General features: G+C 73.5%; 21 protein-coding genes. 6 read left to right on the top strand and 15 right to left on the bottom strand.

Annotation, left to right across the window (positions count from 1 at the left end; all coding sequences use genetic code 11):
- Positions 1-132 precede the first annotated feature (132 nt).
- The 4 genes from AC0OLQ_RS01900 to AC0OLQ_RS01885 all read left to right on the top strand — a co-directional run bounded on the left by AC0OLQ_RS01900 (position 133) and on the right by AC0OLQ_RS01885 (position 6,659).
- Entirely contained in the window at positions 133-1,722 is a 1,590-nt protein-coding gene (locus tag AC0OLQ_RS01900) for an LPXTG cell wall anchor domain-containing protein (RefSeq protein ID WP_484529950.1), read from the top strand.
- A 116-nt stretch (positions 1,723-1,838) separates the two neighbouring features.
- Positions 1,839-3,284, top strand: coding sequence for a 3' terminal RNA ribose 2'-O-methyltransferase Hen1 (locus AC0OLQ_RS01895; protein ID WP_484529949.1), 1,446 nt, complete (start codon positions 1,839-1,841; stop codon positions 3,282-3,284).
- On the top strand, positions 3,281-5,797 hold the full coding sequence (locus AC0OLQ_RS01890) for a polynucleotide kinase-phosphatase (protein ID WP_484529948.1): 2,517 nt from the start codon (positions 3,281-3,283) through the stop codon (positions 5,795-5,797). The genes AC0OLQ_RS01895 and AC0OLQ_RS01890 overlap by 4 nt, the downstream gene beginning before the upstream one ends.
- Before the next feature lie 49 nt (positions 5,798-5,846).
- Positions 5,847-6,659 carry a DedA family protein gene (locus tag AC0OLQ_RS01885; protein WP_484529947.1) on the top strand — a complete coding sequence of 271 codons (813 nt, stop codon included), beginning with the start codon at positions 5,847-5,849 and terminating at the stop codon, positions 6,657-6,659.
- A 180-nt stretch (positions 6,660-6,839) separates the two neighbouring features.
- On the opposite strand, the gene AC0OLQ_RS01880 is transcribed toward AC0OLQ_RS01885, so the two are convergent.
- From AC0OLQ_RS01880 to AC0OLQ_RS01810, 15 genes are all read right to left on the bottom strand, one after another.
- On the bottom strand, positions 6,840-7,217 hold the full coding sequence (locus tag AC0OLQ_RS01880) for an ArsR/SmtB family transcription factor (protein ID WP_007073957.1): 378 nt from the start codon (positions 7,215-7,217) through the stop codon (positions 6,840-6,842).
- Positions 7,218-7,274: 57 nt separating this feature from the next.
- Positions 7,275-7,814, bottom strand: a complete 540-nt coding sequence (gene pyrE, locus AC0OLQ_RS01875) for an orotate phosphoribosyltransferase (protein WP_355634566.1) — start codon at positions 7,812-7,814, stop codon at positions 7,275-7,277.
- A 167-nt stretch (positions 7,815-7,981) separates the two neighbouring features.
- A complete protein-coding gene (locus tag AC0OLQ_RS01870; RefSeq protein ID WP_484529946.1) occupies positions 7,982-8,791 on the bottom strand; it encodes an SDR family NAD(P)-dependent oxidoreductase in 810 nt (269 codons plus the stop codon).
- Positions 8,788-9,561: a hypothetical protein gene (locus AC0OLQ_RS01865; RefSeq protein WP_484529945.1), complete on the bottom strand. Its 774-nt coding sequence runs from the start codon at positions 9,559-9,561 to the stop codon at positions 8,788-8,790. Before AC0OLQ_RS01865 ends, AC0OLQ_RS01870 begins: the two co-directional genes overlap by 4 nt.
- Before the next feature lie 72 nt (positions 9,562-9,633).
- Positions 9,634-10,407: a hypothetical protein gene (locus AC0OLQ_RS01860; RefSeq protein WP_484529944.1), complete on the bottom strand. Its 774-nt coding sequence runs from the start codon at positions 10,405-10,407 to the stop codon at positions 9,634-9,636.
- Positions 10,408-10,518: 111 nt separating this feature from the next.
- The gene (locus AC0OLQ_RS01855; protein WP_484532240.1) at positions 10,519-11,532 is read right to left on the bottom strand and encodes a hypothetical protein; all 1,014 of its coding nucleotides are present in this window, start codon (positions 11,530-11,532) and stop codon (positions 10,519-10,521) included.
- 69 nt (positions 11,533-11,601) lie between these two features.
- The gene (locus AC0OLQ_RS01850; protein ID WP_484529943.1) at positions 11,602-13,170 is read right to left on the bottom strand and encodes a polyamine aminopropyltransferase; all 1,569 of its coding nucleotides are present in this window, start codon (positions 13,168-13,170) and stop codon (positions 11,602-11,604) included.
- The gene (locus AC0OLQ_RS01845) at positions 13,167-13,994 is read right to left on the bottom strand and encodes a hypothetical protein (protein WP_484529942.1); all 828 of its coding nucleotides are present in this window, start codon (positions 13,992-13,994) and stop codon (positions 13,167-13,169) included. Before AC0OLQ_RS01845 ends, AC0OLQ_RS01850 begins: the two co-directional genes overlap by 4 nt.
- Positions 13,994-14,416 (bottom strand): DUF350 domain-containing protein, encoded by a 423-nt coding sequence (locus AC0OLQ_RS01840; RefSeq protein WP_484529941.1) that lies wholly within the window; start codon positions 14,414-14,416, stop codon positions 13,994-13,996. The genes AC0OLQ_RS01845 and AC0OLQ_RS01840 overlap by 1 nt, the downstream gene beginning before the upstream one ends.
- 33 nt (positions 14,417-14,449) lie before the next feature.
- A complete protein-coding gene (locus AC0OLQ_RS01835; protein ID WP_484529940.1) occupies positions 14,450-14,875 on the bottom strand; it encodes a DUF4247 domain-containing protein in 426 nt (141 codons plus the stop codon).
- A 55-nt stretch (positions 14,876-14,930) separates the two neighbouring features.
- On the bottom strand, positions 14,931-15,422 hold the full coding sequence (locus AC0OLQ_RS01830; RefSeq protein ID WP_484529939.1) for a DUF2617 family protein: 492 nt from the start codon (positions 15,420-15,422) through the stop codon (positions 14,931-14,933).
- A gap of 1 nt (position 15,423) precedes the next feature.
- Positions 15,424-16,041: a DUF4178 domain-containing protein gene (locus tag AC0OLQ_RS01825; RefSeq protein ID WP_484529938.1), complete on the bottom strand. Its 618-nt coding sequence runs from the start codon at positions 16,039-16,041 to the stop codon at positions 15,424-15,426.
- Between the two features lie 83 nt (positions 16,042-16,124).
- Positions 16,125-16,511: a hypothetical protein gene (locus AC0OLQ_RS01820; protein ID WP_484529937.1), complete on the bottom strand. Its 387-nt coding sequence runs from the start codon at positions 16,509-16,511 to the stop codon at positions 16,125-16,127.
- 100 nt (positions 16,512-16,611) lie between these two features.
- On the bottom strand, positions 16,612-19,203 hold the full coding sequence (gene clpB, locus AC0OLQ_RS01815) for an ATP-dependent chaperone ClpB (RefSeq protein WP_484529936.1): 2,592 nt from the start codon (positions 19,201-19,203) through the stop codon (positions 16,612-16,614).
- Between the two features lie 109 nt (positions 19,204-19,312).
- Positions 19,313-20,416, bottom strand: a complete 1,104-nt coding sequence (locus tag AC0OLQ_RS01810; RefSeq protein WP_484529935.1) for a beta propeller repeat protein — start codon at positions 20,414-20,416, stop codon at positions 19,313-19,315.
- 32 nt (positions 20,417-20,448) lie between these two features.
- Here AC0OLQ_RS01810 and AC0OLQ_RS01805 point away from each other — a divergent pair, with 32 nt between their 5' ends.
- Positions 20,449-20,949, top strand: a complete 501-nt coding sequence (locus AC0OLQ_RS01805; RefSeq protein WP_357332118.1) for a cation:proton antiporter regulatory subunit — start codon at positions 20,449-20,451, stop codon at positions 20,947-20,949.
- A gap of 7 nt (positions 20,950-20,956) precedes the next feature.
- The gene (locus AC0OLQ_RS01800) at positions 20,957-22,165 is read left to right on the top strand and encodes a cation:proton antiporter (RefSeq protein WP_484529934.1); all 1,209 of its coding nucleotides are present in this window, start codon (positions 20,957-20,959) and stop codon (positions 22,163-22,165) included.
- Positions 22,166-22,299 lie beyond the last annotated feature (134 nt).

Genomic DNA, 22,299 nt, shown 5'->3' with positions numbered 1-22,299 from the left:
ACATTGCACCGACTCTGATCAGCCGTTCGGTCAATATCTGCCGGTGAGAGCTCCCCGGGGCAGCGGGGCGACTTAACGGTTCTTTAAGCTCCACGGGCTCCACCTGATCATTCACGGGAGGAACCCCCAACCATGCTCACCAACTCCACCCGGCGCTGGCTCGCCGGGTTGGGCGTCGCAGGCGCGTTCGTCGCCGCCTCCGCCACCCCCGCGGCGGCCGAGGAACCCGCTGTGGCGCTGAGTCTCTACTTCAACGACACCACCGTCGCCCTCGGCAGCGAGGGCAAGACCGACTCGCCGATCGTGTACGCGAGCGAGCCGACTGTGGTCAACAACCTCACCGTCCGCTACGACTACTCGGGGCTCGCCGGCAAGGCGAAGCTCACCCCCGAGATCGAGGGCGACTGCACCACGCCGGAGGAGAGCGTCCTGGTGTGCCAGGAGCACTTCGAGGTCGGTATCGACGACTGGGGCATCGCCGGCCTGCTCGCCGTCAACATCGCGCCGGCGGCCGGCGCGAAGGACGGCGACTCCGGCGACCTGAAGGTCACGATCAGCGCGGACGGCGTCAAGCCGGCCAGCCACACCGCCAAGGTGAAGATCGGCGAAGGCGTCGACCTCGCCGGTGGCCCCGAGGTGAGCCGCAGCGCCGCCCCGGGCGGCTCGTTCACCGCGCCGCTCGTGCTGAGCAACGTCGGTGAGACCTCCGCGAAGGGCGCCGTGGTCATCTTCGACCTGGACTACGGCATCCGCACGAGCAAGCACTACAGCAACTGCACCTATGCGGATGACTGGCTGCGTACCTGCCGCTTCACCGACACCACGGTGGCGGCCGGCGAGACCTTCGCCGCGTCGGTGCCGTACGTGCTCGCCAAGGACACCTACGCCCCCGGCGCCCAGTACGGCTACCACAACTGGATGACCGTCGACGAGTTCGACGACTTCACCGCCTACCTGGACAGCCGGGACATCTCCATCGGCGAGCCGGGCACGGACGAGGCTCTGGTGCTCACCAAGCAGCCGGCCGCGCAGGCGCGGTCCTTCCAGGCCGACCCCAACCCGGAGAACAACTGGTCGGGCATGCAGGTCAAGGTCACCGGCAAGAACGGTGTCGACCTGTCCGCGATCGGCGACGAACTGACCGGCAAGGCCGGTGACGTGGTCACCGCGACCGTCGGTGTCCGGAACAACGGCCCCGCGTCGCTCGACTTCGGTCGCGTCGGCTCGCCGGTGACCAAGATCGACGTGACGGTCCCGACCGGCACGACCGCCGTGCGGGTGCCGGACAACTGCTTCCCGATGAAGGGTGACAACGGCGACTGGGAGGAGCCCGGCAAGCCGGGGGCCAAGGCGTACCGGTGCTACCCGGACATCTTCATCGGTGTCGGCGAGGAGCAGACCGTCGAGATCGGCCTGCGGATCGACAAGGTCGTCCCGAACGCCACCGGCACGGTGACCATCAACGCCAAGTGCCAGTGTGAGGGCTTCCAGAACGACACCAACCCGGCCAACGACACGGCCAAGCTCGTCGTGAACGCCGCCCCCGGCGGCGGCACCCCGGGCACGCCGGGCGACGGTGGGCAGGGTGGCGGTGACGGCGGCACGCTGCCGATCACCGGCTCCTCCACCGCCCTGATCGCCGGCGTCGGCGCGCTCCTGCTCGCCGCCGGTGCGGCCGGCTACGTGGTCTCCCGCCGCCGCAAGACCCGCTTCGTCGCCTGACCGAAGCCCGACCAGAACCACGAGGTGCCCCACCGACCACTCCGGTCGGCGGGGCATCGCCGTGTCCGCCGGAAAACCGGACGACGCAAGATCGCCGGAGCTGACACCATCGACGGGTGCTGCTGACCCTGACCACGACCCACCGCCCCGCCACCGACCTCGGCCACCTCCTCGTCAAGCACCCGGACCGCGTGCAGAGCTTCGACCTGCCCGCCGGCACCGCGCACGTGCTCTACCCCGAGGCGGACGAGGCGCGGTGCACGGCGGCGCTGCTGGTCGAGGTCGACCCGCTCAAGCTGGGCGGCGGCCGGGGCCGCCGGCAGGCGGCCACCCCGGACAGCTTCACCCTCGGGCAGTACGTCAACGACCGCCCGTACGCGGCGTCCAGCCTGCTCTCCTCGGCACTGGCCAAGGTGTTCCGCTCGGCCCTGCGCGGCGAGTCCCGGGACCGCCCGGAGCTGGCCGCCACCGCCATTCCGCTGGAGGTGCGGGTGCCCGTGCTGCGCTGCCGGGGCGGCGCCGAGCTGGCCGCGCGGGTGTTCGCCCCGCTCGGCTGGGCCGTGACGGCCACCCCGATTCCGCTGGACGAGGCGTACCCGGAGTGGGGTGACAGCCGCTACGTCGACCTGACGCTCACCGGGACGCTGCGGCTCGCCGACGCGCTCAACCACCTCTACGTGCTGCTGCCGGTGCTGGACGACGCCAAGCACTACTGGGTGGCCCCGGACGAGGTGGACAAGCTGCTCCGGGCCGGCGCCGGCTGGCTGGCCGACCACCCGGAACGAGGTCTGATCACCCGCCGCTACCTGGCGCACCGGCGCGCCCTCGCCGGGGCGGCGCTGGCCCGCCTGGCCGAGCTGCGCCTCGCCGACGAGCCGGCCGCCGACGACAGCGTCGAGACCGAGCAGCCCGCCGAGGCGCCCCGGGCCTCGCTGGCGGTACGCCGGCGCGAGGCGGTGCTGGCCGCGCTGCGCGACAGCGGGGCGTCCCGGGTGCTGGACCTGGGCTGCGGGGCCGGCGCGCTGCTCACCGCGCTGGTCGCCGACCGGCGGTTCACCGAGGTCGTCGGCACCGACGTGTCCAACCACGCGCTCACCCTGGCCGCCCGGCGGCTGCGGCTGGACCGGCTGCCGGAGCGGCAGCGGGACCGGATCCGGCTCCGGCAGTCGGCGCTGACCTACCGGGACGACCGGCTGCGCGGCTACGACGCGGCGGTGCTCATGGAGGTGATCGAGCACCTCGACCCGCCGCGGCTGCCGGCCCTGGAGGACGCGGTGTTCGGTCACGCCCGGCCCGGCACGGTCGTGGTGACCACGCCGAACGTCGAGTACAACGTCCGCTACGAGGGGCTGGGGGCGGGCCGGTTCCGGCACGCCGACCACCGCTTCGAGTGGACCCGGGCCGAGTTCGCCGGCTGGGTCGACCGGGTGGCGACGACGTACGGCTACGCCGCCACGATCGGCGGGATCGGCGACGAGGACCCGGAGGTGGGCACCCCGACCCAGCTCGCCGTCCTGACCAGCACGGACACCAACACCCGGAAGGAGGAGACGACGCGATGACCGTCCTGGACATTCCCGAACTCGCCCTGGTGGCGCTGGTCGGCGTCTCCGGCTCCGGCAAGTCGACGTTCGCCCGCCGGCACTTCCGGCCCAGCCAGGTGCTCTCCTCGGACACCTTCCGCGGGATGGTGGCCGACGACGAGAACGACCAGTCCGCCTCCGGTGACGCGTTCGACGCGCTGCACCACGTGGCCGGGATCCGGCTGCGCCGGGGCCGGCTCACCGTGGTCGACGCGACCAACCTCCAGCCGCACGCCCGGGCCGCACTGGTCAAGGTGGCCCGGGAGCACGACGTGCTGCCGGTGGCGGTCGTGCTGGACGTGCCGGAGGCGGTGGCGTGGGAGCGTACGCAGGCCCGGGTCGACCGGACGCACGGCCGGCAGGTGCTCACCCGGATGCAGCGCGACCTGCGGCAGTCGTACGGGCAGCTGGCCCGGGAGGGCTTCCGCAAGGTGCACGTGCTGCGCGGTGTCGAGGAGATCGAGACCGCCGAGATCCGTTACGAGCGGCTGTTCAACGACCGGCGCGAGCTGACCGGTCCGTTCGACATCGTCGGCGATGTGCACGGCTGCCGCGAGGAGCTGGAGGCGCTGCTGCTCCGGCTGGGCTGGTCACTGCACCGCGACGACGCGGGTCGCCCGGTGGACGCGGTGCACCCGTCGGGGCGTACCGCGGTCTTCGTCGGTGACCTGGTCGACCGCGGCCCGGACTCCCCCGGGGTGCTGCGCCTGGTCATGGGCATGGTGGCGGCCGGCCACGCGATCTGCGTGCCGGGCAACCACGAGCAGAAGCTGCTGCGCAAGCTGCGCGGCCGGGACGTGCGGCTCACCCACGGCCTGGCCGAGACGATGGCGCAGCTGGAGGCGGAGCCGGCGGAGTTCGTCGCCGACACGGCGGCCTTCATCGACGGCCTGGTCAGCCACTACGTGCTGGACGGCGGCCGGCTGGTGGTGGCGCACGCCGGCCTCAAGGAGGCCTACCACGGACGGGCGTCCGGCCGGGTGCGGTCGTTCGCGCTCTACGGGGAGACCACCGGCGAGACCGACGAGTACGGCCTTCCGGTGCGCTACCCGTGGGCGCGCGACTACCGGGGCTCGGCCATGGTCGTCTACGGCCACACCCCGACCCCGGAGCCGGAGTGGGTGAACAACACCATCTGCCTGGACACCGGCTGCGTCTTCGGCGGGAAGCTCACCGCGCTGCGCTACCCCGAGAAGGAGCTGGTCGCCGTCCCGGCGGTCAAGGAGTGGTACGCACCGGCCCGCCCGCTGGTCGCGCCCGAGCCGGCGCGGCCGGACACCGTGCTCGACCTGGCCGATGTGACCGGTCGGCGGCATTTCGCGCACGCGTACGGGACGCTGACCGTGCCGGCCGAGAACGCGGCCGCCGCGCTGGAGGTGATGAGCCGCTACGCGCTCGACCCGGACCTGCTGGTCTGGCTGCCGCCGACCATGGCACCCTGCTCGACCTCGACGGTCGAGGGGTTCCTGGAGCACCCGGCTCAGGCCTTCGCCGACTACCGGGCGGCCGGCGTCGACCGGGTGGTCTGCGAGGAGAAGCACATGGGCTCGCGGGCCGTGGTGCTGGTGGAGCGGGAGCCGGGGCGGTTCGCCGGCGGGGCGGTGCACACCCGCACCGGCCGGCCGTTCTTCGGGCCGCCGCTGGACGGGGAGCTGCTGGCCCGGGTCCGCGCGGCGGTCACCGCGGCCGGCCTCTGGGCGGAGCTGGACACCGACTGGCTGCTCCTCGACTGCGAGCTGCTGCCTTGGTCGGCGAAGGCGGGCGGGCTGATCCGCGAGCAGTACGCCGGGGTCGGCGCGGCCGGCCGGGCGGCCCTGCCGGCGGTGCTCGGCATGCTGGACGCCGCCGCCGGGCGTGGCCTGCCGGTGGGTGAGCTGCGCGGCCGGATGGCCGACCGGGCGGACGAGGTCGAGGCATACTCGGCGGCCTACCGGGCGTACGTGGGGCCGACCGACGGGCTGCGCGGGGTGACGCTGGCGCCGTTCGCCGTGCTGGCCGGGGCCGGGGCGAGCTACGCCGACCGCGACCACGTCTGGCACCTGGCGCTGGCCGACCGGCTCTGCGCCGCCGACCCGGAGTTCTTCACGCCGACCCGACGGCAGGTGGTCGACCTGGCCGACGAGGCGGCGGTGGCCGCGGCGACCGAATGGTGGCTGTCGCTCACCGCGGCCGGCGGGGAGGGCATGGTGGTCAAGCCGTACGCCGGGCTGGCCGCCCGCTCGCCGAAGGGTTCGCTGCTCCAGCCGGGGATCAAGTGCCGGGGCCGGGAGTACCTGCGGATCATCTACGGTCCCGGGTACACCGGGCCGGGGCAGCTCACCGCGCTGCGTAAGCGGTCGCTGGGGCGCAAGCGCGGGCTGGCCCTGCACGAGCACGCGCTGGGCCTGGCCGCCCTGGACGCGCTGACCGACGACGCCCCGCTCTGGCGGCGCCACGAGCTGGTCTTCGCCATCCTCGCCTGCGAGTCCGAGCCGGTCGACCCACGGCTGTGACCCGTCCGCCCGGTCCGGCGCGGTGCCGGACCGGGCCCGGGTACCCTTTGTGGCCGTGGACACAGCAGAGAAGACCCGGGTGCTCTCCGAGAGCGTGGCCCTGAACCCGCTCGACCCGAAGGACCTCATCCACACCTTCGGGATGATCGGCGTCTGGGCGATCCTCTTCGCCGAGACCGGCCTGCTGGTCGGGTTCTTCTTCCCGGGCGACTCGCTGCTCTTCCTGGCCGGGGTGGCCGCCTCGCCGGTGGCCGACGCGATCTTCGGCAGCGGCACCCGGCTGTCGCTGGCCGGGCTGCTGATCGGCGGCCCGCTCTGCGCGATCGCCGGCGCCCAGCTCGGGCACTGGCTCGGCGCGCGCTACGGCAAACGGATGTTCGACCGCCCCAACTCCCGGCTGTTCAAGCGGGAGTACGTGGAGAAGGCCGAGTACTACTTCCAGAAGTTCGGCCCGGCGAAGGCCGTGGTGCTGGCCCGGTTCATCCCGATCGTGCGGACCTTCCTCAACCCGGTGGCCGGGGTGCTCGGCATGCCGGCCCGGCAGTTCCTCCTGTGGAACGTGGTCGGGGCGGTCCTCTGGGTGGACGGCATCCTGCTGATCGGCTACCTGCTGGCCGACCAGATCTACAACGCCATCGGCGACAAGATCGACCGGTACATCCTGCCGGTGGTCGCGCTGATCGTCCTGATCTCGGTGCTGCCGATCTTCTTCGAGTTCCTCCGCGACCGGCGGGCGCGCAAGCGTGGCGAGGCGGTCGCGGTGGTCGCCGCGGCCACCGCCGCCGGCGCCGCGGAGGCGGTCCGGGACGCGGTCGACGGTGACGACGACCAGCACCGGCGCGGCGGCCAGCACCGCCGCTGACCCCGGACACACCGAAGGCCGGCCCCCTCTCGGGGGCCGGCCTTCGACTACGACCTGTCGACCTGCGGGTGGTACGGATGACGGACAGCCGTCACCGTCCGATGGTGACGCCACCCCTGGCACGCCACCCGTCGCCGCACCCCGAGGAGGCGGCCACCCGACGCTCGGACACGTCCGGATTCAGCGGGCCTTCTTGGTGGCCCGCTTCCGCGGCGGGGTGAGCAGATCCGCGATCGTCGCGATCGCGGTCGGCACCAGCCGGTAGTACGCCCAGACACCGCGCTTCTCCCGCTCCAGCAAGCCGGCCTCGGTGAGGATGCGCAGGTGGTGGCTGACCGTCGGCTGCGAGAGGCCGAGCGGCGCGGTGAGGTCACACACGCACGCCTCCCCCTCGGGAGCCGACTGGATCAGGCTGAGCAGCCGCAGCCGGGCGGGGTCGGCGAGGGCCTTGAGGACCCCCGCGAGCCGCTCGGCATCGGCACGTTCGATCGGCTCGCCGGCAAGCGGCGAGATCTGAGGCATGGTCATTTCAGCCAACGCAGTTCCCACGTATTCCATCCTTCCACCAGCAGCATCGATCCGCCTGCATATCAGCAGATCCGAATCGGCAAACTTTTACGCCACAAGGCCGAGGTCAGCCAACGTATAGGCCGCCCGATAAGGCAGTCCGGCGGCTCGCACCGCGTCGCCGGCGCCTCGATCAACAATAACCGCCACACCCACCACCTCGGCCCCGGCCTCGCGCAATGCCTCGACAGCGGTCAACACGCTGCCGCCCGTGGTCGAGGTGTCCTCGACCGCCAGCACCCGGCGCCCGGCGACGTCCGGGCCCTCGATCCGTCGCTGGAGGCCGTGCGCCTTGCCCGCCTTGCGGACCACGAAGGCGTCCAGCGGGCGATCGGTTCCGGCCGAGGCGTGCAGCATCGCGGTGGCCACCGGGTCGGCCCCGAGGGTCAGGCCGCCCACCGCGTCGTACGCCCAGTCGGCGGTGAGGTCCCGCATCACCCGGCCGATCAACGGTGCCGCCCGGTGATGGAGCGTGACGCGACGCAGATCCACGTACCAGTCCGCCTCCCGACCTGACGAGAGCACCACCCGGCCATGGACCACGGCCAGGTCAGTGATGAATTTACGCAGGTCGTCGTGGTCCCCCATGGCGATAGAGGGTACTTCGCAAGTCTGGGAGGCGGGCGTGGGGTCCACCCGGGTCAGCCCTGCGGGCGACCGACGGGTGGCGATGCCCGACTACGCTGTGCGACCGTCCAACCCGGTCACCACGCGGGCGCCTCCGGCCACGGGACGCCCGCCGGGCCGGCCCGCGGTCAGTGGCCGGCCCGGCCGACCCGGCCTCGGGTGTCCCGGGAGACGCCGCGCAGCAGCCGCCGCGGCGCGTGCCGCAGCCCCGCCACGGCCAGCTTGTACTTCCAGCTCGGCACGCTGACCGGCTTGCCTTTCCGCAGGTCGCGCAGGCCCTCGTCGACCACGTCCTCAGTCCGCAGCCACATCCAAGCCGGGGTGCGCGACATGTCGATGCCGGCCCGCTCGTGGTAGCCGGTGCGGGTGTAGCCGGGGCAGAGCGCCATCACGCGGACGCCGAGGGGAGCCACCGACTGACCGATCGATTCACTGAAATTCGTCACCCAGGCCTTGCTGGCCGAGTAGGTCGATCCCGGCATGGGGACACCGAAACCCGCGACGGAAGAGACATTTATCACTGCCCCGTGGCCTCGGTCGATCATCGGACCAAGGGCCGCGTGGGTCAGCCGGAGCACGGCCAGCACGTTGAGCCGGACGAGCCGTGCCTCGTCCGCGACGGCCGACCGGACGAACGGGGTGTTGAGACTGATCCCCGCGTTGTTCACCAACAGCTCCACCGGCGGCTCGGCCGTCAGCCGGCCTTCGACCGCGGCGCAGCCGTCTTCCGTGGACAGATCCGCGGCGACGGTCTCGACGCGGTGGCCGTGCCGGTCGGTCAGCTCGGCCGCCAGGGCGTCGAGCCGGGCCGAGTCCCGGGCCACCAGGACGAGGTCCCAGCCGTCGGCGGCGAGCCGGCGGGCGAACGCCTCGCCGATGCCCAGGCTGGCGCCGGTGATCAGGGCCCGGCGCGGGGAGGGGGATGCTGCGTCGGTCACGGGCGGTCCTCGGGGGGTGGGGTCGGCCCGGGCGGAGCCGACGGCGGCGGGGTGGGGGGTGGGCCGGCCGGCGGCGGAGCCGACATCGGGCCGGCTGGCGGCGCCCAGGGCGAGGGGTGCCCGTAGGCCGGCGCGGCCGACGCGTAACCCGGACCGGTCGGGACCGGCCCGGCCGGTGGCCTCGGCCCGGCCGGCGGGCGCGGCGGGCGACGGTGGAAGAAGGCGCCGGCCGCGGGCAGGGTGAGCAGGGCGGCCACCACCAGGTAGCCGAGGATCTGCGCCACCGACAGCGCCGCGTTCACCGGAATCCACCAGCCCGGGTAGGCGTCTCCGACCCGGGCCAGCAGGTCGGCGGTGACCCGGTCGTCAGCGCCGAGCCGGAGCGGGGCGGCCCGCTGCCCGACCAGCACCGCCAGGCCGCAGCAGCCGCAGAACAGGCCCAGCCCGGTGACCACCCAGGTGGCCACCCGCGCGCCGGCGCGGCCGGAGAGCAGGCCGAGGCCGAGGCCGACCAGCAGCAGCGCGACCAGCACGCCGAGCACGGCGGAGAGCACCGTGGAGCCGCGCAGCAGGGCCGCCACCCCGTCGATCTCGCCGCCGCCCGCGCCGGTCGGCCGCGCCGCCGCCCGGAACCGGTCCACCGTGCCCGCCGTGACCAGCAGGTTGGCGACCGCGTACGCCACGGCGCCGACCGCCATCAGCAGCAGCAGCGCCGCCGCCGAGACCACCGCGCCGGGCCGGCGGGGCGGGGCCTGATGGGGGTACGACACGACAGATCCCTCCGGTAGGCGTCGGGTTGCAACCTACTCGGAGGGATCGTCGGCGTCGCTCTTATCCGGACGTCAACTTCCCGATGGCGGCTCGCCCTCCCGGCGCTCGCCGGACTCCGGCGGCTGGCCGGCCGGCCCCGGCTGCCCCGGCTGTCCGGGGGCCGGCTGTCCCGGCTGCCCCGGAGCGGGCTGGCCCGGGTAGCCGGGCGTGGTCGGGTAGGCCGGGTTCTGCGGGTAGCCCGGCTCCGCCGGGTAGGCGGCACCCGGGACCGGCGGCTCCCAGGCCTGCTTCGGCTTGCGGAAGAACTCGTTGGCCTTCGGCAACGCCAGCAGGATCAGGGCGGCCAGCAGCGAGACCAGCCCGACCACACCGAGCACCGTGTTCACCGGCCCGAACCAGGACGGCAGGGCCTCGTCGAGGCTGCGCCGGATCTCCTCACCCGAGGGGCCGTCGCCCCCGGCGTTGCCACCGACGGCTCCGGTGGCGCCGCTGATCAGGCTGCCGCCGAGGCAGCAGATGAGAATGCCGCCCAGCACCCAGGTGGTGATCCGGGTGCCGTTGTTGCCCCGGTTGTTGAACAGGGACAGGACGACCAGGCCCAGGGCGAGGACGAACAGCAGGGCGGCGGTGCCGATGGTGAACGCGACCACTAACTTGCCGACGTCCTGAGCACCCGTCGTCGTGCCCTCGTACGCCCGCTCGAAGCCCTCTCGCAGCCGGCTGCTGACGGCGATGGTCGCGATCAGAGCGATCAACTGGGTGAGCGCGAAGAGCAGCAACAGATAGGAGGACGCCGCCACCACGCCCGGACGCGCGCGGCCCGGCGCCGGGGAGGAATCGGTCATGACTCTCTCCTTCTCTAGATCGGGCCCACACAGTATCGGCCCCGACCCATCGATGCCGCCCATTGAAGTCGTCGTCGGCGGCGCGCCGCAGCCGGACGCGCACCGGCCGGATCAGCGCGGGAAACCCGGCGACGGAGCCGCCCGGCGCAACCGGCGGTGCTCGGCGGTCACCACGCCGAGCAGAGCGAGGTCGAGCGCGACCGCGAAGACCGCGCCGAACTGGTTGACCGTGAAGTTGAAGATCTGACCGAACAGCAGGTCGACCAGCAGGGCCAGCTTGAACAGGCCGAAGGCGTCGGTCCGGTTCCGGCGCAGCAGCCACGCCGCCCGGACGCTGAGCACGGCGGTGATCAGCGCGGCGACCGAGGTGCCGAGCACCGCGCCCCACTCCCGCTGCTGGTCCAGCTCGCCGGTGACCCCGTCGACGGCCACCGCGATCACGGTCCCCACCGGCTCGACCACCAGGTAGACGACCACCGGCCAGACCAGCCAGCGCCGGGCGGCCGCCCACGCGGCGAGGCGGCGGGCCCGGTCCGCCGCGCGTTGCCAGAACCGGACGGGGGGCGGCTCGCGCCGGGGCACGGCGTCGAGCAGTTGGACCATGGCCGCCTCGGTGGTCGGCCCGGTGCCCTGCACCAGGCGCAGCGCGGCGATCCGCCGCCGGTCGGTGAGCCCGCCGGGCAGCCCGCTGAGCACCAGGTCGAGGGCGTTCGCGGTGCGCTCCGCCGGGGTCAGCCGGGTCCGGCCGGTCCGGCCGCGGACCGCCTGGGTGAGCACCACGAGCAGGGCGAACGCGCCGTAGATGATGCCGGCGGCCGGGGCGTAGAAGTAGTCGGTGCGGGCCGTGACGAACTTGCCCACCTCGTCGATGAACAGCCCGAAGCCAATCCCGCCGATGATCGCCCCGGCGGTGCGCGGACCACCGCCGAGGAAGACCATCGCGACCCCCAGCCCGACCGCCAGCAGAAGGCCGCCCCAGAGCACGTGGGCGACGTGCAGCCCACCGCCGCCGAGCTGCGGGAACCCGGTGGCCTGGAGATACGCCCGCAGGGCCAGCACGGTGACCACGCCGGAGAGCACGAACGCCTGGAGGTACGCCGCCGCGTCGAGCGCCCTGGTCGGCACCCGGCGGCGCAACCAGTCGAGCCCCGGTCTCCACCGGCGGCGGGGCGATCCGGGCGGCATGTCCCGAAACTAGTAGCCGCGCCACTCCGCGCGGGCGTACTCGAGCACCCTGGGCTGCAACAGAGTGGAGGCGGGCACGTCCAGCCGGGCCCGGTCGGCGGGGAAGGTGGCCGCCGCCGCGAGCACCGACGGGGTGAGGAAGCGCAGCGGCGGCGCGTCGGCGGGCAGCCCCAGCGCGGGTGGCGTTCCGCCCGGCGCGGCGAGCACGAACCCCCAGTCGCCGAAGCTCGGCACGTCCACGTGGTACGGCACGGTGGCGAAGCCCGCCTCCCGGATCGACCGCTCGATCGACCAGTAGGACCGGGGCGCGAAGTACGGCGAGCCGGACTGCACTACGAGCCGCCCGCCGGGGGCGAGCACCGGCCGGATCAGCGCGTAGAACTCGACCGTGTAGAGCTTGGCGGTGGCCGTCTCGTCCGGGTCCGGCAGGTCGGCGACGACCACGTCGAAGCGTTCCGTGGCGGTCCGCAGCCAGCCGAACGCGTCGACGTTGAGCACCCGCACCCGGGGGTCGGCGAGCGAGTGGTGGTTGAGCTCCCGCAACTGCGGCTCGGATCGGGCCAGCCGCACCACGGCCGGGTCGAGGTCGACGAGGGTCACCCCGCGCACGTCCGGGTACTTGAGGATCTCCCGCAGCGCCAGCCCGTCCCCCGCGCCGAGGACCAGCACGTTGCCGTGCGGCCCGCGCATCGCCGGATGGACCAGCGACTCGTGGTAGCGGTACTCGTCGATCGAGCTGAACTGGAGGTCGCCGTTGAGGAACAGCCGCAGGTCGGTGTCGGCGTGGCCGACCTCGCGCACCGACCGGGTCAGCACGATCTCCTGGTAGCGGCTGCGCTCGGCGTGCACCACCGGGTCGCGGTAGAGCTGCTGCCGCGCGGTCACCTCGAAGTCGTGCGCGGTGACCCAGGCGTACCCCAGGCAGAGGGCGACCACGACGGAGCCGGCGGCGAGCCCGACCCGGGCCCGGCGGCCGAGGTCGGCGCGGAAGACCGTGCAGACCAGGGCGAGGCCGGCGACGGCGTTCACCGCGCCCACCACGAGGGCGCCCTTGAGCTGGCCGAAGACCGGCAGCAGCAGGAACGGGAAGGCCAGCCCGCCGAGCAGCGCGCCGACGTAGTCGGCCGCGAAGAGGTCGGCCACGGCGCTGCCCGCGGACTGCTCGCGGATCCGTTGCAGCAGCACCATGAGCAGCGGGATCTCGGCGCCGATCAGCAGGCCGAGCACGAACGCGGTGCCGACCAGCGCCGGCCCGTAGAGGTCCAGCCAGGCGAACGCGGCGTAGAGGCCGAGCACCGAGAGGCCGCCGAGCAGGGCCAGGGTCAGCTCGATCGCGGCGAACGCGGCCGCCGCCCGGGACTGCAACGGCTTCGCGACCAGCGCGCCGACGCCCATCGCGAAGACCATCACACCGAGCACGATCGACGCCTGACCGACCGTGTCGCCGATCAGGTAGCTGCCGAGCGCGACCAGGGCCAGCTCGTACACCAGGCCGCAGGCCGCGCAGACGAAGACCGCGAGCAGGACCGCCGCGCGGGCCGGGCGCCACCGCGGCCGTGCGGGTGCGTCGACGCTCACGACTTCTCCCGGGTACGCCCGGCCTCGCCCGCCCCGGCGCGCGGCGCGGGCGCGGCCGCCCGGCGCTCACGACCATTCCGGCTCGGCGCGTCCGGCGCCGCGCCGCGACCCGGCGCGATCGTCCGGCGGCGCTGCACCACGCCCACGGTGACGAAGAGCGCGGCGAGCAGGAGCAGCCCGAGAGTGGCGAGCAGCCAGCCCCACCGGTCCCGCAGGTAGTCGCTGCCGGCGTCGGGCAGCGGGGACGGGTTGGCCGCCACCGGGACCGGGGCGTCGGCCGGCTCGGCCAGCCCGGCCTCGACGGCGAGCAGCGGCAGCATGACCGCGGCCCGGGTGACCGCCCAGCCGGGGTCGTCGACGAAGACGTCCTCGGTGAGCCCAAGCCGCTCCAGCCCGCGCTCGACCTGGCGGAGGTCCGCGGCGTCGATGTCCGGTGAGCCGGTCACCTGGATCCGGGCGAAGTCGTTGCTCTCGCTGCTCTCCGAGACGTAGCCGATGTTGGCCGTCACCTGCACCCAGCGCGGACAGCTCGAGTTCTCCTCGACCGCCACCCCGTCGCCCAGGTTGGAGCCGACGTTCAGCGGGGCGCCGTAGTCGTAGTAGTCCACCAGCTCCCAGCCGTAGCAGAGGCCCTGTTCGGCGCTGGTGCGCTGGAGGATCGCCACGCTGTCGGCCCGCTCGTCGGCGGCCGGGGCCGGCACCGCAGTGTCCCCGTCGTTGCTGAGCACCCCGGCCGCGACGCAGCCGGCGACGACCAGGCCGATGGTCAGCCAGACGGCCCAGGCGGCGGTCTTCTTCCTGGCCGCCGGCTTGCCGGGCGCCATCAGCTGATCGCGGCGGCGATGATCGCCCCCGTCGCGAGATGCACGACGGCGGAGACCCACACCGCGGGGTGCGGCTCCGGGTCGACCAGGAGCTCTCCGAGCTTGCCCGGGGTGGCCATGTCCAGCAGCAGGAACGACGCGGCCATGATGACCAGCCCGAGGATGCCGTAGGCGGCCGCGCCGACCAGACCGAGCGCGAAGTCGTCCGCGCTGGCGGCGATCGCCGCGACCACGATGATGCCGACGCCGGCCAGGTTCGAGGCGAGCAGCAGCGCGGCGTTGCGGTTGCGCTCCGACCAGATCAGCTCGTGCAGCTTTCCGGGGGTGGTGACGTCGACCAGCACGTAGCCGACGGCCATCAGGGCCACGCCGACCACACCGTAGGCGAGCGTGACGAGCAGATCGGTGACCAGGGTCTGCACAGGGGACTCCAGAATTTGTCGGGAGGGGTCAGGTCACTTGCCGGAGCCGGGGCCGCCGCCACGGACCGTGCTGCCCCGCCCCCAACCCCAGTGGCTGCCCACCCGGGAGTGGTAGCGGGGGTAGGCGGTGGTCATCCGCTCCAGCAGGATCACCGAACCGGCGGCGAGCGGCAGGATCACCACCGAGTCGTCGTCGTAGCGCAGGTAGACCCCGCTGCCGTCGACGTACTGGTCGGCCGGCTGCCAGGCGTCGGTGATCTGCTTCGACACCTGGCTCGGCGTCCGGTTCGACGTGTACGCGATCGCGTCGGAGCCGAGGTCCCGGCTGGTGGCCCGGGTGTAGCGGTCCTCCACGTAGCCGCGGGGCGAGAAGTTGCCGTAGAAGATCGCGAAGGCGGCGACCACGGCGCCGATGACGGCGAACGCCACCCCCACCACGAACCAACGTCGGTACGTCACAGCGCCACCTCGGCTCGCGACTGCGGGGCTCGCAGACCCGGCTCACTCCTCGCGCTCACAGCAGCACCACCGTCTCGGTCAGGACCAGCTCGTTCGTCTGGGGATACGCGTGCCAGGTGCGCCAGGCCACCGAGCCGCCCGGCGGGTCGGGGCGGACGGCGAGCGCGGTGACCGCGTCCTCGTCGCCGGGAAAGACACCGACCAGCGCGTACGGGTCGTCGGCCAGGTCGGCGCGGAGCGCGGCGACCCGGGTGCGCAGGCCGTCGCCCACCGGATGGAGCACCGTGGCGGTGAACCGGTAGCCGGCGGTCTCGTCGTGCAGGGCGTCCGGCAGGTGCGGGGGGCGACCGGGCAGGCAGGCGACCGTCTCGGTGAGGTCGCCGCAGACCACCTGATGCGAGGCGCCGAGCAGGCGCATCCCCAGCCGCAGCCCGCCGGGCAGGGTCAGCTCGCGCACGTGCAGGGCGGGACGCTCGGGGCCGCCGAGGGCCAGGCTCAGGTCGGCGGCGCGGGTGTCGACATACGGGGCCTCCAGGGCGACGAGCACGTCAGCCGCCCTGCGGGTAGATCATCACCTCGGCGCGGTGCACCTGCTCGCCGAGGTTCACCTCCCAGCCGGCCTCCCCGTACGCCTCGAAGGAGAGCCGGGCCCCGCCGGGCGCCTGGTAGTCGTGGTAGCGCATGGTGCCGCGCGGGTCGAGGCCGGTGCCCTCGGTGGCCGTGTACTTCGCCTGCCCGGACTCGTCCCAGTTGTAGCGGCGCCCGGCGATCTCCAGGGTCGGCGCGCCCGGGGTGACGGTGGCCGACGGCTCGCTGGTCCAGAGCACCAGCTCCAGGTCGGGCTCCGACTCGACGGAGAGCCAGCGCTTGACCCCGCCGGCGTCGTCGAGCAGGTGCTCCGCCCAGCTCCAGCCGCCCTCGACCAGGTGCACGGAGCCGCGCACGGTGTAGGGCAACCCGCGGATCTCCACGATGTCGCCGGGCTTGAGCGCGCGCGGGTCGCCGCGCAGCGCGTCGGCGTCCCGGTCCCGGAACGGGTCGCCGGGGGCGGCCTTCGGACGTGGCGCGGACCGGGCCCTGCGCAGCGTGATCACGGCGATCACCACGCCGGCCACCCCGACCAGGCATCCCAGCGTGGTCACCACGTACGCCAGCGAACCGTTCACGGCCGTCTCCCCCCAAGGTGCATCGGCGGTGACGGTAACAACCCGCCGCACGCGCGCCGAAGTGGCGTTCGTTGAGTGACCGGTCAGCTACCGTCGGGCCCCGCGAGGCGTTCGGCGGCGTACTCGCGCAGGGTGGCACGGCCCATGATGCAGCCGCTGAACGTGGTGAACTCGCCGTCGTCGGCGCGCAGCCGCTCCCAGGCGGCCCGCCCCGCCGCCGGGTCGACCGTCTCCAGCAGCGTGGCCGCGTACGCCTTCCCGGCCGGCGACCCGTGCTTCAGCAGCCGGTCGACCTTCTTCCGGGCCGCCTCGGGTTGCTCCCGCAGAGCCCGCTCCACGTGCCGGTACGCGTCGGTGGCCGGCAGGATCTGCCCGGCGATCCCCACCCCGCCGAAGGCGAGCGTGTCCGCCCGGGCGAGTTCCTCGGCGGCCGCATCCAACTCCCGGTCCTTCTTCCCGATCCCCAACATGCCCTCACTATTGCCCTGGCCGGCCGCCGTCGACCCTTCCGATCAAGAAGAGGATCGGCCCGGCCGGCGCCGCGGGGGGCCGGCCGGGCCGGGGAGGTGGTCAGGCGGCGGTGACGGACAGGGCGTCCTTGGTGTCGGCCAGGTCGACCCGCACCGTGTCGCCGTCGCGGATCCGGCCGGCCAGCAGCGCCTTGGCGAGCTGGTCGCCGATCGCCGACTGCACCAGCCGGCGCAGCGGGCGGGCGCCGTAGATCGGGTCGTACCCGTGCTCGGCGAGCCAGGTGCGGGCCGCATCGGTGATGTCCAGGCCGAGCCGGCGGTCGGCGAGCCGCTTCCGCATCCGGTCGAGCTGGATGTCGACGATGGCCCGCAGGTCCTCGCCCTGGAGGGCGGCGAACACCACGATGTCGTCGAGGCGGTTGATGAACTCCGGCTTGAAGTGCGACCGGACCACCGCCAGGACGCCCTCCCGGCGCTGCTCCTCGGCCAGCGTCAGGTCGCTGATCACCGACGACCCCAGGTTCGAGGTGAGGATCAGGATCGCGTTGCGGAAGTCCACGGTGCGGCCCTGGCCGTCGGTGAGCCGGCCGTCGTCGAGCACCTGGAGCAGCACGTCGAAGACGTCGGGATGGGCCTTCTCCACCTCGTCCAGCAGGATCACCGAGTACGGCCGGCGGCGCACCGCCTCGGTGAGCTGGCCGCCCTCCTCGTAGCCGATGTAGCCGGGCGGGGCGCCGACCAGGCGGGCCACGGAGTGCTTTTCGCCGTACTCGCTCATGTCGATGCGGACCATGGCCCGCTCGTCGTCGAACAGGAACTCGGCGAGCGCCTTGGCCAGCTCGGTCTTGCCGACACCGGTCGGACCGAGGAAGAGGAAGCTGCCGGTCGGGCGGTCCGGGTCGGCGACGCCGGCCCGGGCGCGGCGGACCGCGTCGGACACCGCGGTGACAGCCTCGGGCTGGCCGACGACCCGGGAGCCCAGCGACTCCTCCATCCGGAGCAGCTTGGCGGTCTCGCCCTCCAGCAACCGGCCGGCCGGGATGCCGGTCCAGGAGGCGACGACGGCGGCGATGTCGTCCGCGCCGACCTCCTCCTTGAGCATCGCGCCGTCGGCCTGCAGCCGGGCCAGCTCCTCCTCGGCCTGCTTCAGCTCCGCCTGGAGCGCGGGGATCCGGCCGTAGCGCAGCTCGGCGGCGCGCTCCAGCTCGCCGTCGCGCTCGGCCCGCTCGGCCTCGCCACCGAGCCGCTCCAGCTCCTCCTTGGCGGTGGAGAGCTTGGTGATGTGGCTCTTCTCCAGCTGCCAGCGCTCGGAGAGCGCGGTGAGCTGCTCGCGCTTGTCGGCCAGTTCCTTGCGCAGCCGGGCCAGCCGCTCGGCGGAGGCGGCGTCGGGCTCCTTGGCCAGCGCCATCTCCTCGATCTCCAGCCGGCGTACCGCCCGCTCGATCTCGTCCACCTCGACCGGACGGGAGTCGATCTCCATCCGGAGCCGGGAGGCGGACTCGTCGACCAGGTCGATCGCCTTGTCCGGCAGGAACCGGTCGGTGATGTAGCGGTCGGAGAGGGCGGCGGCGGCGACCAGCGCGGCGTCGGTGATCCGGACGCCGTGGTGCACCTCGTAGCGCTCCTTGAGCCCGCGCAGGATGCCGATGGTGTCCTCGATGGTCGGCTCGCCGACCAGCACCGGCTGGAAGCGGCGCTCCAGCGCCGGGTCCTTCTCGATGTGCTCGCGGTACTCGTCCAGCGTGGTGGCGCCGACCATCCGCAGCTCGCCGCGGGCGAGCATCGGCTTGAGCATGTTGCCGGCGTCCATCGAGCCCTCGCCCTTGCCCGCGCCGACCACGGTGTGCAGCTCGTCGAGGAAGGTGATGACCTGGCCGTCGGAGTTCTTGATCTCCTCCAGCACCGACTTCAGCCGCTCCTCGAACTGGCCGCGGTACTGGGCGCCGGCCACCATCGCGCCGAGGTCGAGCGAGACGAGCTTCTTGTCCCGCAGCGACTCCGGCACGTCACCGGCGACGATGCGCTGGGCCAGGCCCTCGACGATGGCGGTCTTGCCGACGCCCGGCTCGCCGATCAGCACCGGGTTGTTCTTGGTCCGCCGCGACAGCACCTGGATCACCCGGCGGATCTCCGAGTCGCGGCCGATGACCGGGTCGATCTTCCCCTCGCGGGCGCTCGCGGTCAGGTCGACGCCGTACTTGGCCAGCGCCTGGTAGGTCTGCTCCGGGTCGGCCGTGGTGACCCGCCGGTCCCCGCCGCGCACGGTCGGGAAGGCCGCCACCAGGTTCTCCTCGGTGGCGCCCGCGTTGCGCAGCGCCACGGAGACCGCGCCACCCACCCGGGCCAGCCCGGCCAGCAGGTGCTCGGTGGAGGTGTACTCGTCGCCCAGCGGCCGGGCGATCTGCTCGGCGGCGCCGATGGCGTTGACGAACTCCCGGGCCAGGGTGGGCTCGGCGATGCTGGAGCCACGCGCCGCGGGCAGGGCGTCGACCGAACGCTCGGCGACCCGGCGCAGCTCGCCGGGGTCGGCCCCGGCGGCGCGCAGCAGGCCGGCGGCGGTCGAGCCCTCGGTGTCGAGCAGCGACAGCAGCAGGTGCCAGGGCTCCACGGTGGCGTGGCCGCGCTGGTTGGCGAGCGCGACGGCACCGGTGATGGTCTCGCGGCTCTTGGTAGTGAGTCGTTCCGTGTTCATGGGCTCCCCCGGATCGGCATGTCCACTGGAAAGGACACAACCAGAGTTGAGTCTATTCCGCTCAACTCCAACGGTGTGACGCCAGTCACCTCGATCGTCCGGCCGCCGGTCAACCGCCGTTCAGCACCACCCTGACCCAGCGCCGGTTGGCGGTCCAGCCCGTGCCGAGCACCACGTCGTCCGGCGCCCGGGCGGCGATCGTGCCGTCGCCGAGCACCGTGAGGTGGTGCTCCCCGCGCAGCGGCCAGTCGACCCGGTAGTAGCGGTCCCCGGCCACCACGCCCACCCCGTCCGGGCTGGTCACCGCTACCAGCTCGGCCCCGAGCGGCGCCACCGAGCGCGCCTGGGCGGGATGCCCGACGGCGCGGACCAGGGACCACTCCCGGCCACCCACCAGCCGCCAGAGCGCCGGGAAGCCCGTCCGGTCCAGGCGCTCCCCGACCAGCCACGCGCCACCGTCCGGTGCGATCACCACGCGCAGCACCCCCACCTCGTCGCCCCGCCAGGACAGCGGCGTCGACGTCCAGTGCCGGCCCGCGTCCCGGGACAGGGCGGCGTAGGGCCGGCCGTCGCGCGCGCCGGCGGCCACCACCAGGTCGCCGGAGTGCCCCACGGTGTTCAGCCCGGGTACGGCCGGCTGGGCGGGCAACGGGCGCAGGGCGTGGCCGTCCCACTCGGCCACCGCACCGAGCGCCTCGGCCACCTGGAAACGACCCCGGGCCGCCACCAGCGCGGCCGGCTCCGCGCCGGTGGTGTGGACGAAGGTGGCCCCGCCGTCGGTCGAGGTGTACCAGCCGTACGGCTCGGCGAGCAGCACCAGCGCCCCCGGCACCGCGTAGAGCTGCTGGTCCACCGCCACCGGACGGGGATGCCGCAGGGCCTGCCAGGTACGGCCACCGTCCACCGTGCCGTGCAGCAGGGCGGTGCAGCCGCGGCCGGGCGGCACGCCGTCGCAGGCGGCGAAGAGCGCATACCCGTGCTCGGCGTCGACGAACTCGACGAACGGGCGGTCGTACCGTCGGTCGACGGCGACCTTGACGTGGCGTACCTCGTCGAAGCCGACCGCCCGCGACGGCGCCGGCGCGGTCGGCGCCGGCCGCGGGGGCGCGGACGACCGGTCGGGTGGGGGCCGGCGGACGTCCCCGATCGAGCAGGCGGCGAGGGCCGGCACCAGCAGCAGACCGATGGCCGGGAGTGATTTCCGACCGATCATGGGCCCCTCCTCCGCACGGTAGCCTTGCGCGGGTGCGAGTACGTGTCGAACAGACTGCCCTACCGGGGATCGGCGTCCGTCACGATCTGATGACGGAATCCGGCCGCCGCCTCGGCGTGGTCTCCCACCGCAATGGCCGCCGCGACCTGGTCCTCTACGACCCGGAGGATCCCGACTCCTGCCAGCACGACATACCGCTGACCGACGACGAGGCGGAGGCGCTGGCGGACATCCTCGGCGCGTCGCTGATGCTCGGCCAGCTCGCCGGGCTGCGTGAGCAGGCCGCCGGGCTGCTCACCGAGCAGATCGTCATCCCGGCCGGCTCCGGGTACGTCAACAAGCGGCTCGGTGACACCAAGGCACGCACCCGCACCAGCGCCTCCATCGTGGCGGTGCTGCGCCACGGCGAGGTGATCGCCTCGCCCGATCCCACCTTCCGGTTCGCGGCCGGTGACGTGGTGGTCGTGGTCGGCACCCGGCAAGGCCTCGACGGGGTGACCGCGATCCTCGCCGAAGCCGACCCGGACGGCTGAGCCGCGGATGCACGAAACCACCACGCTGCTCGTCGAGGTCGGCGCGCTGCTGCTCCTGCTCGGCCTGCTCGGCCGGCTCAGCCGCCGCTTCGGTGTCTCACCCATCCCCCTCTACCTGCTCGCCGGACTCGCCTTCGGCCACGGCGGCCTGCTGCCGCTGAACGCCAGCGAGGAGTTCTTCGCCGTCGGCGCGGAGATCGGCGTCATCCTGCTGCTCGTCATGCTCGGCCTGGAATACAGCGCCAACGAACTGGTGGGCAACCTCCGCTCGGCCGCGCGGGCCGGTCTGATCGACGCGGTGCTCAACGCGCTGCCCGGCTTCGCCTTCGCCCTGCTGCTCGGCTGGGGCTGGGTGGCCGCCGTGGTGCTCGCCGGCGTCACCTGGGTCTCGTCGTCCGGCGTGATCGCGAAGGTGCTCGGCGATCTGGGCCGGATCGGTAACCGGGAGACCCCCGTGATCCTCTCCGTCCTGGTGATCGAGGACCTGGCGATGGCCCTCTACCTGCCGCTGGTCACCGCGCTGCTCGCCGGGGTCGGCCTGGTCAAGGGCGGCATCGCGCTCGCCGTCGCGGTGCTCACCGTGGTCCTCGTGCTGGCCGTCGCGATCCGGTACGGCCACATGATCTCCGCCGCGCTCTCCGCGAAGGACCCGGAGGCGCTCCTGCTCGGCGTCCTCGGCCTGACCCTGCTGGTCGCCGGGATCGCGGCCAAGCTCCAGGTCTCCGCCGCGGTCGGCGCGTTCCTGGTCGGCATCGCGCTGTCCGGGCCTGTGGCGCACCACGCCACCCAGCTGCTCTCGCCGCTTCGGGACCTCTTCGCCGCGGTCTTCTTCGTCTTCTTCGGCCTGGTCACCGACCCGCTGGACATGCCGCCGGTGCTGCTGCCGGCACTGCTGCTGGCCGTGGTCACCATGGGGACGAAGCTCGCCACCGGCTGGCTGGCCGCCCGCCGGGCCGGGATCGCCGAGCCCGGTCGCTGGCGGGCCGGCTTCGCGCTCACCCCGCGCGGCGAGTTCTCCATCGTCATCGCCGGCCTGGCCGTCGCCGCCACGTACCCGGTCGAGCCCCGGCTGGCGGCGCTCGCCACCGCGTACGTGCTGATCACCGTGGTGACCGGCCCGATGTTGGCCCGCCTGCCCGACCTGCCCTGGTTCAAGCGGTGGCTGCGCCGGCGCAGCGCCCCCCGCCCACCGGCGCCGGTGGGCGTCGCCGACTGACCTCGGCCGGGCCGGGTCGACCGTACGGTGGACCCGGCCCGGCCAACGGTTGCCGAATTGATCCCGGGAAGGTCTACCGCCACCCCGCGAAACCGCGTTAACGTGTCGCCCCAGCAGCCAGGGTCCGCGGGTGG

It is taken from the genome of Micromonospora sp. Utrum1, assembly GCF_057197805.1.
Note: the sequence above shows the minus strand (reverse complement) of the source record. Positions and strands in the feature narration are given on the sequence as shown.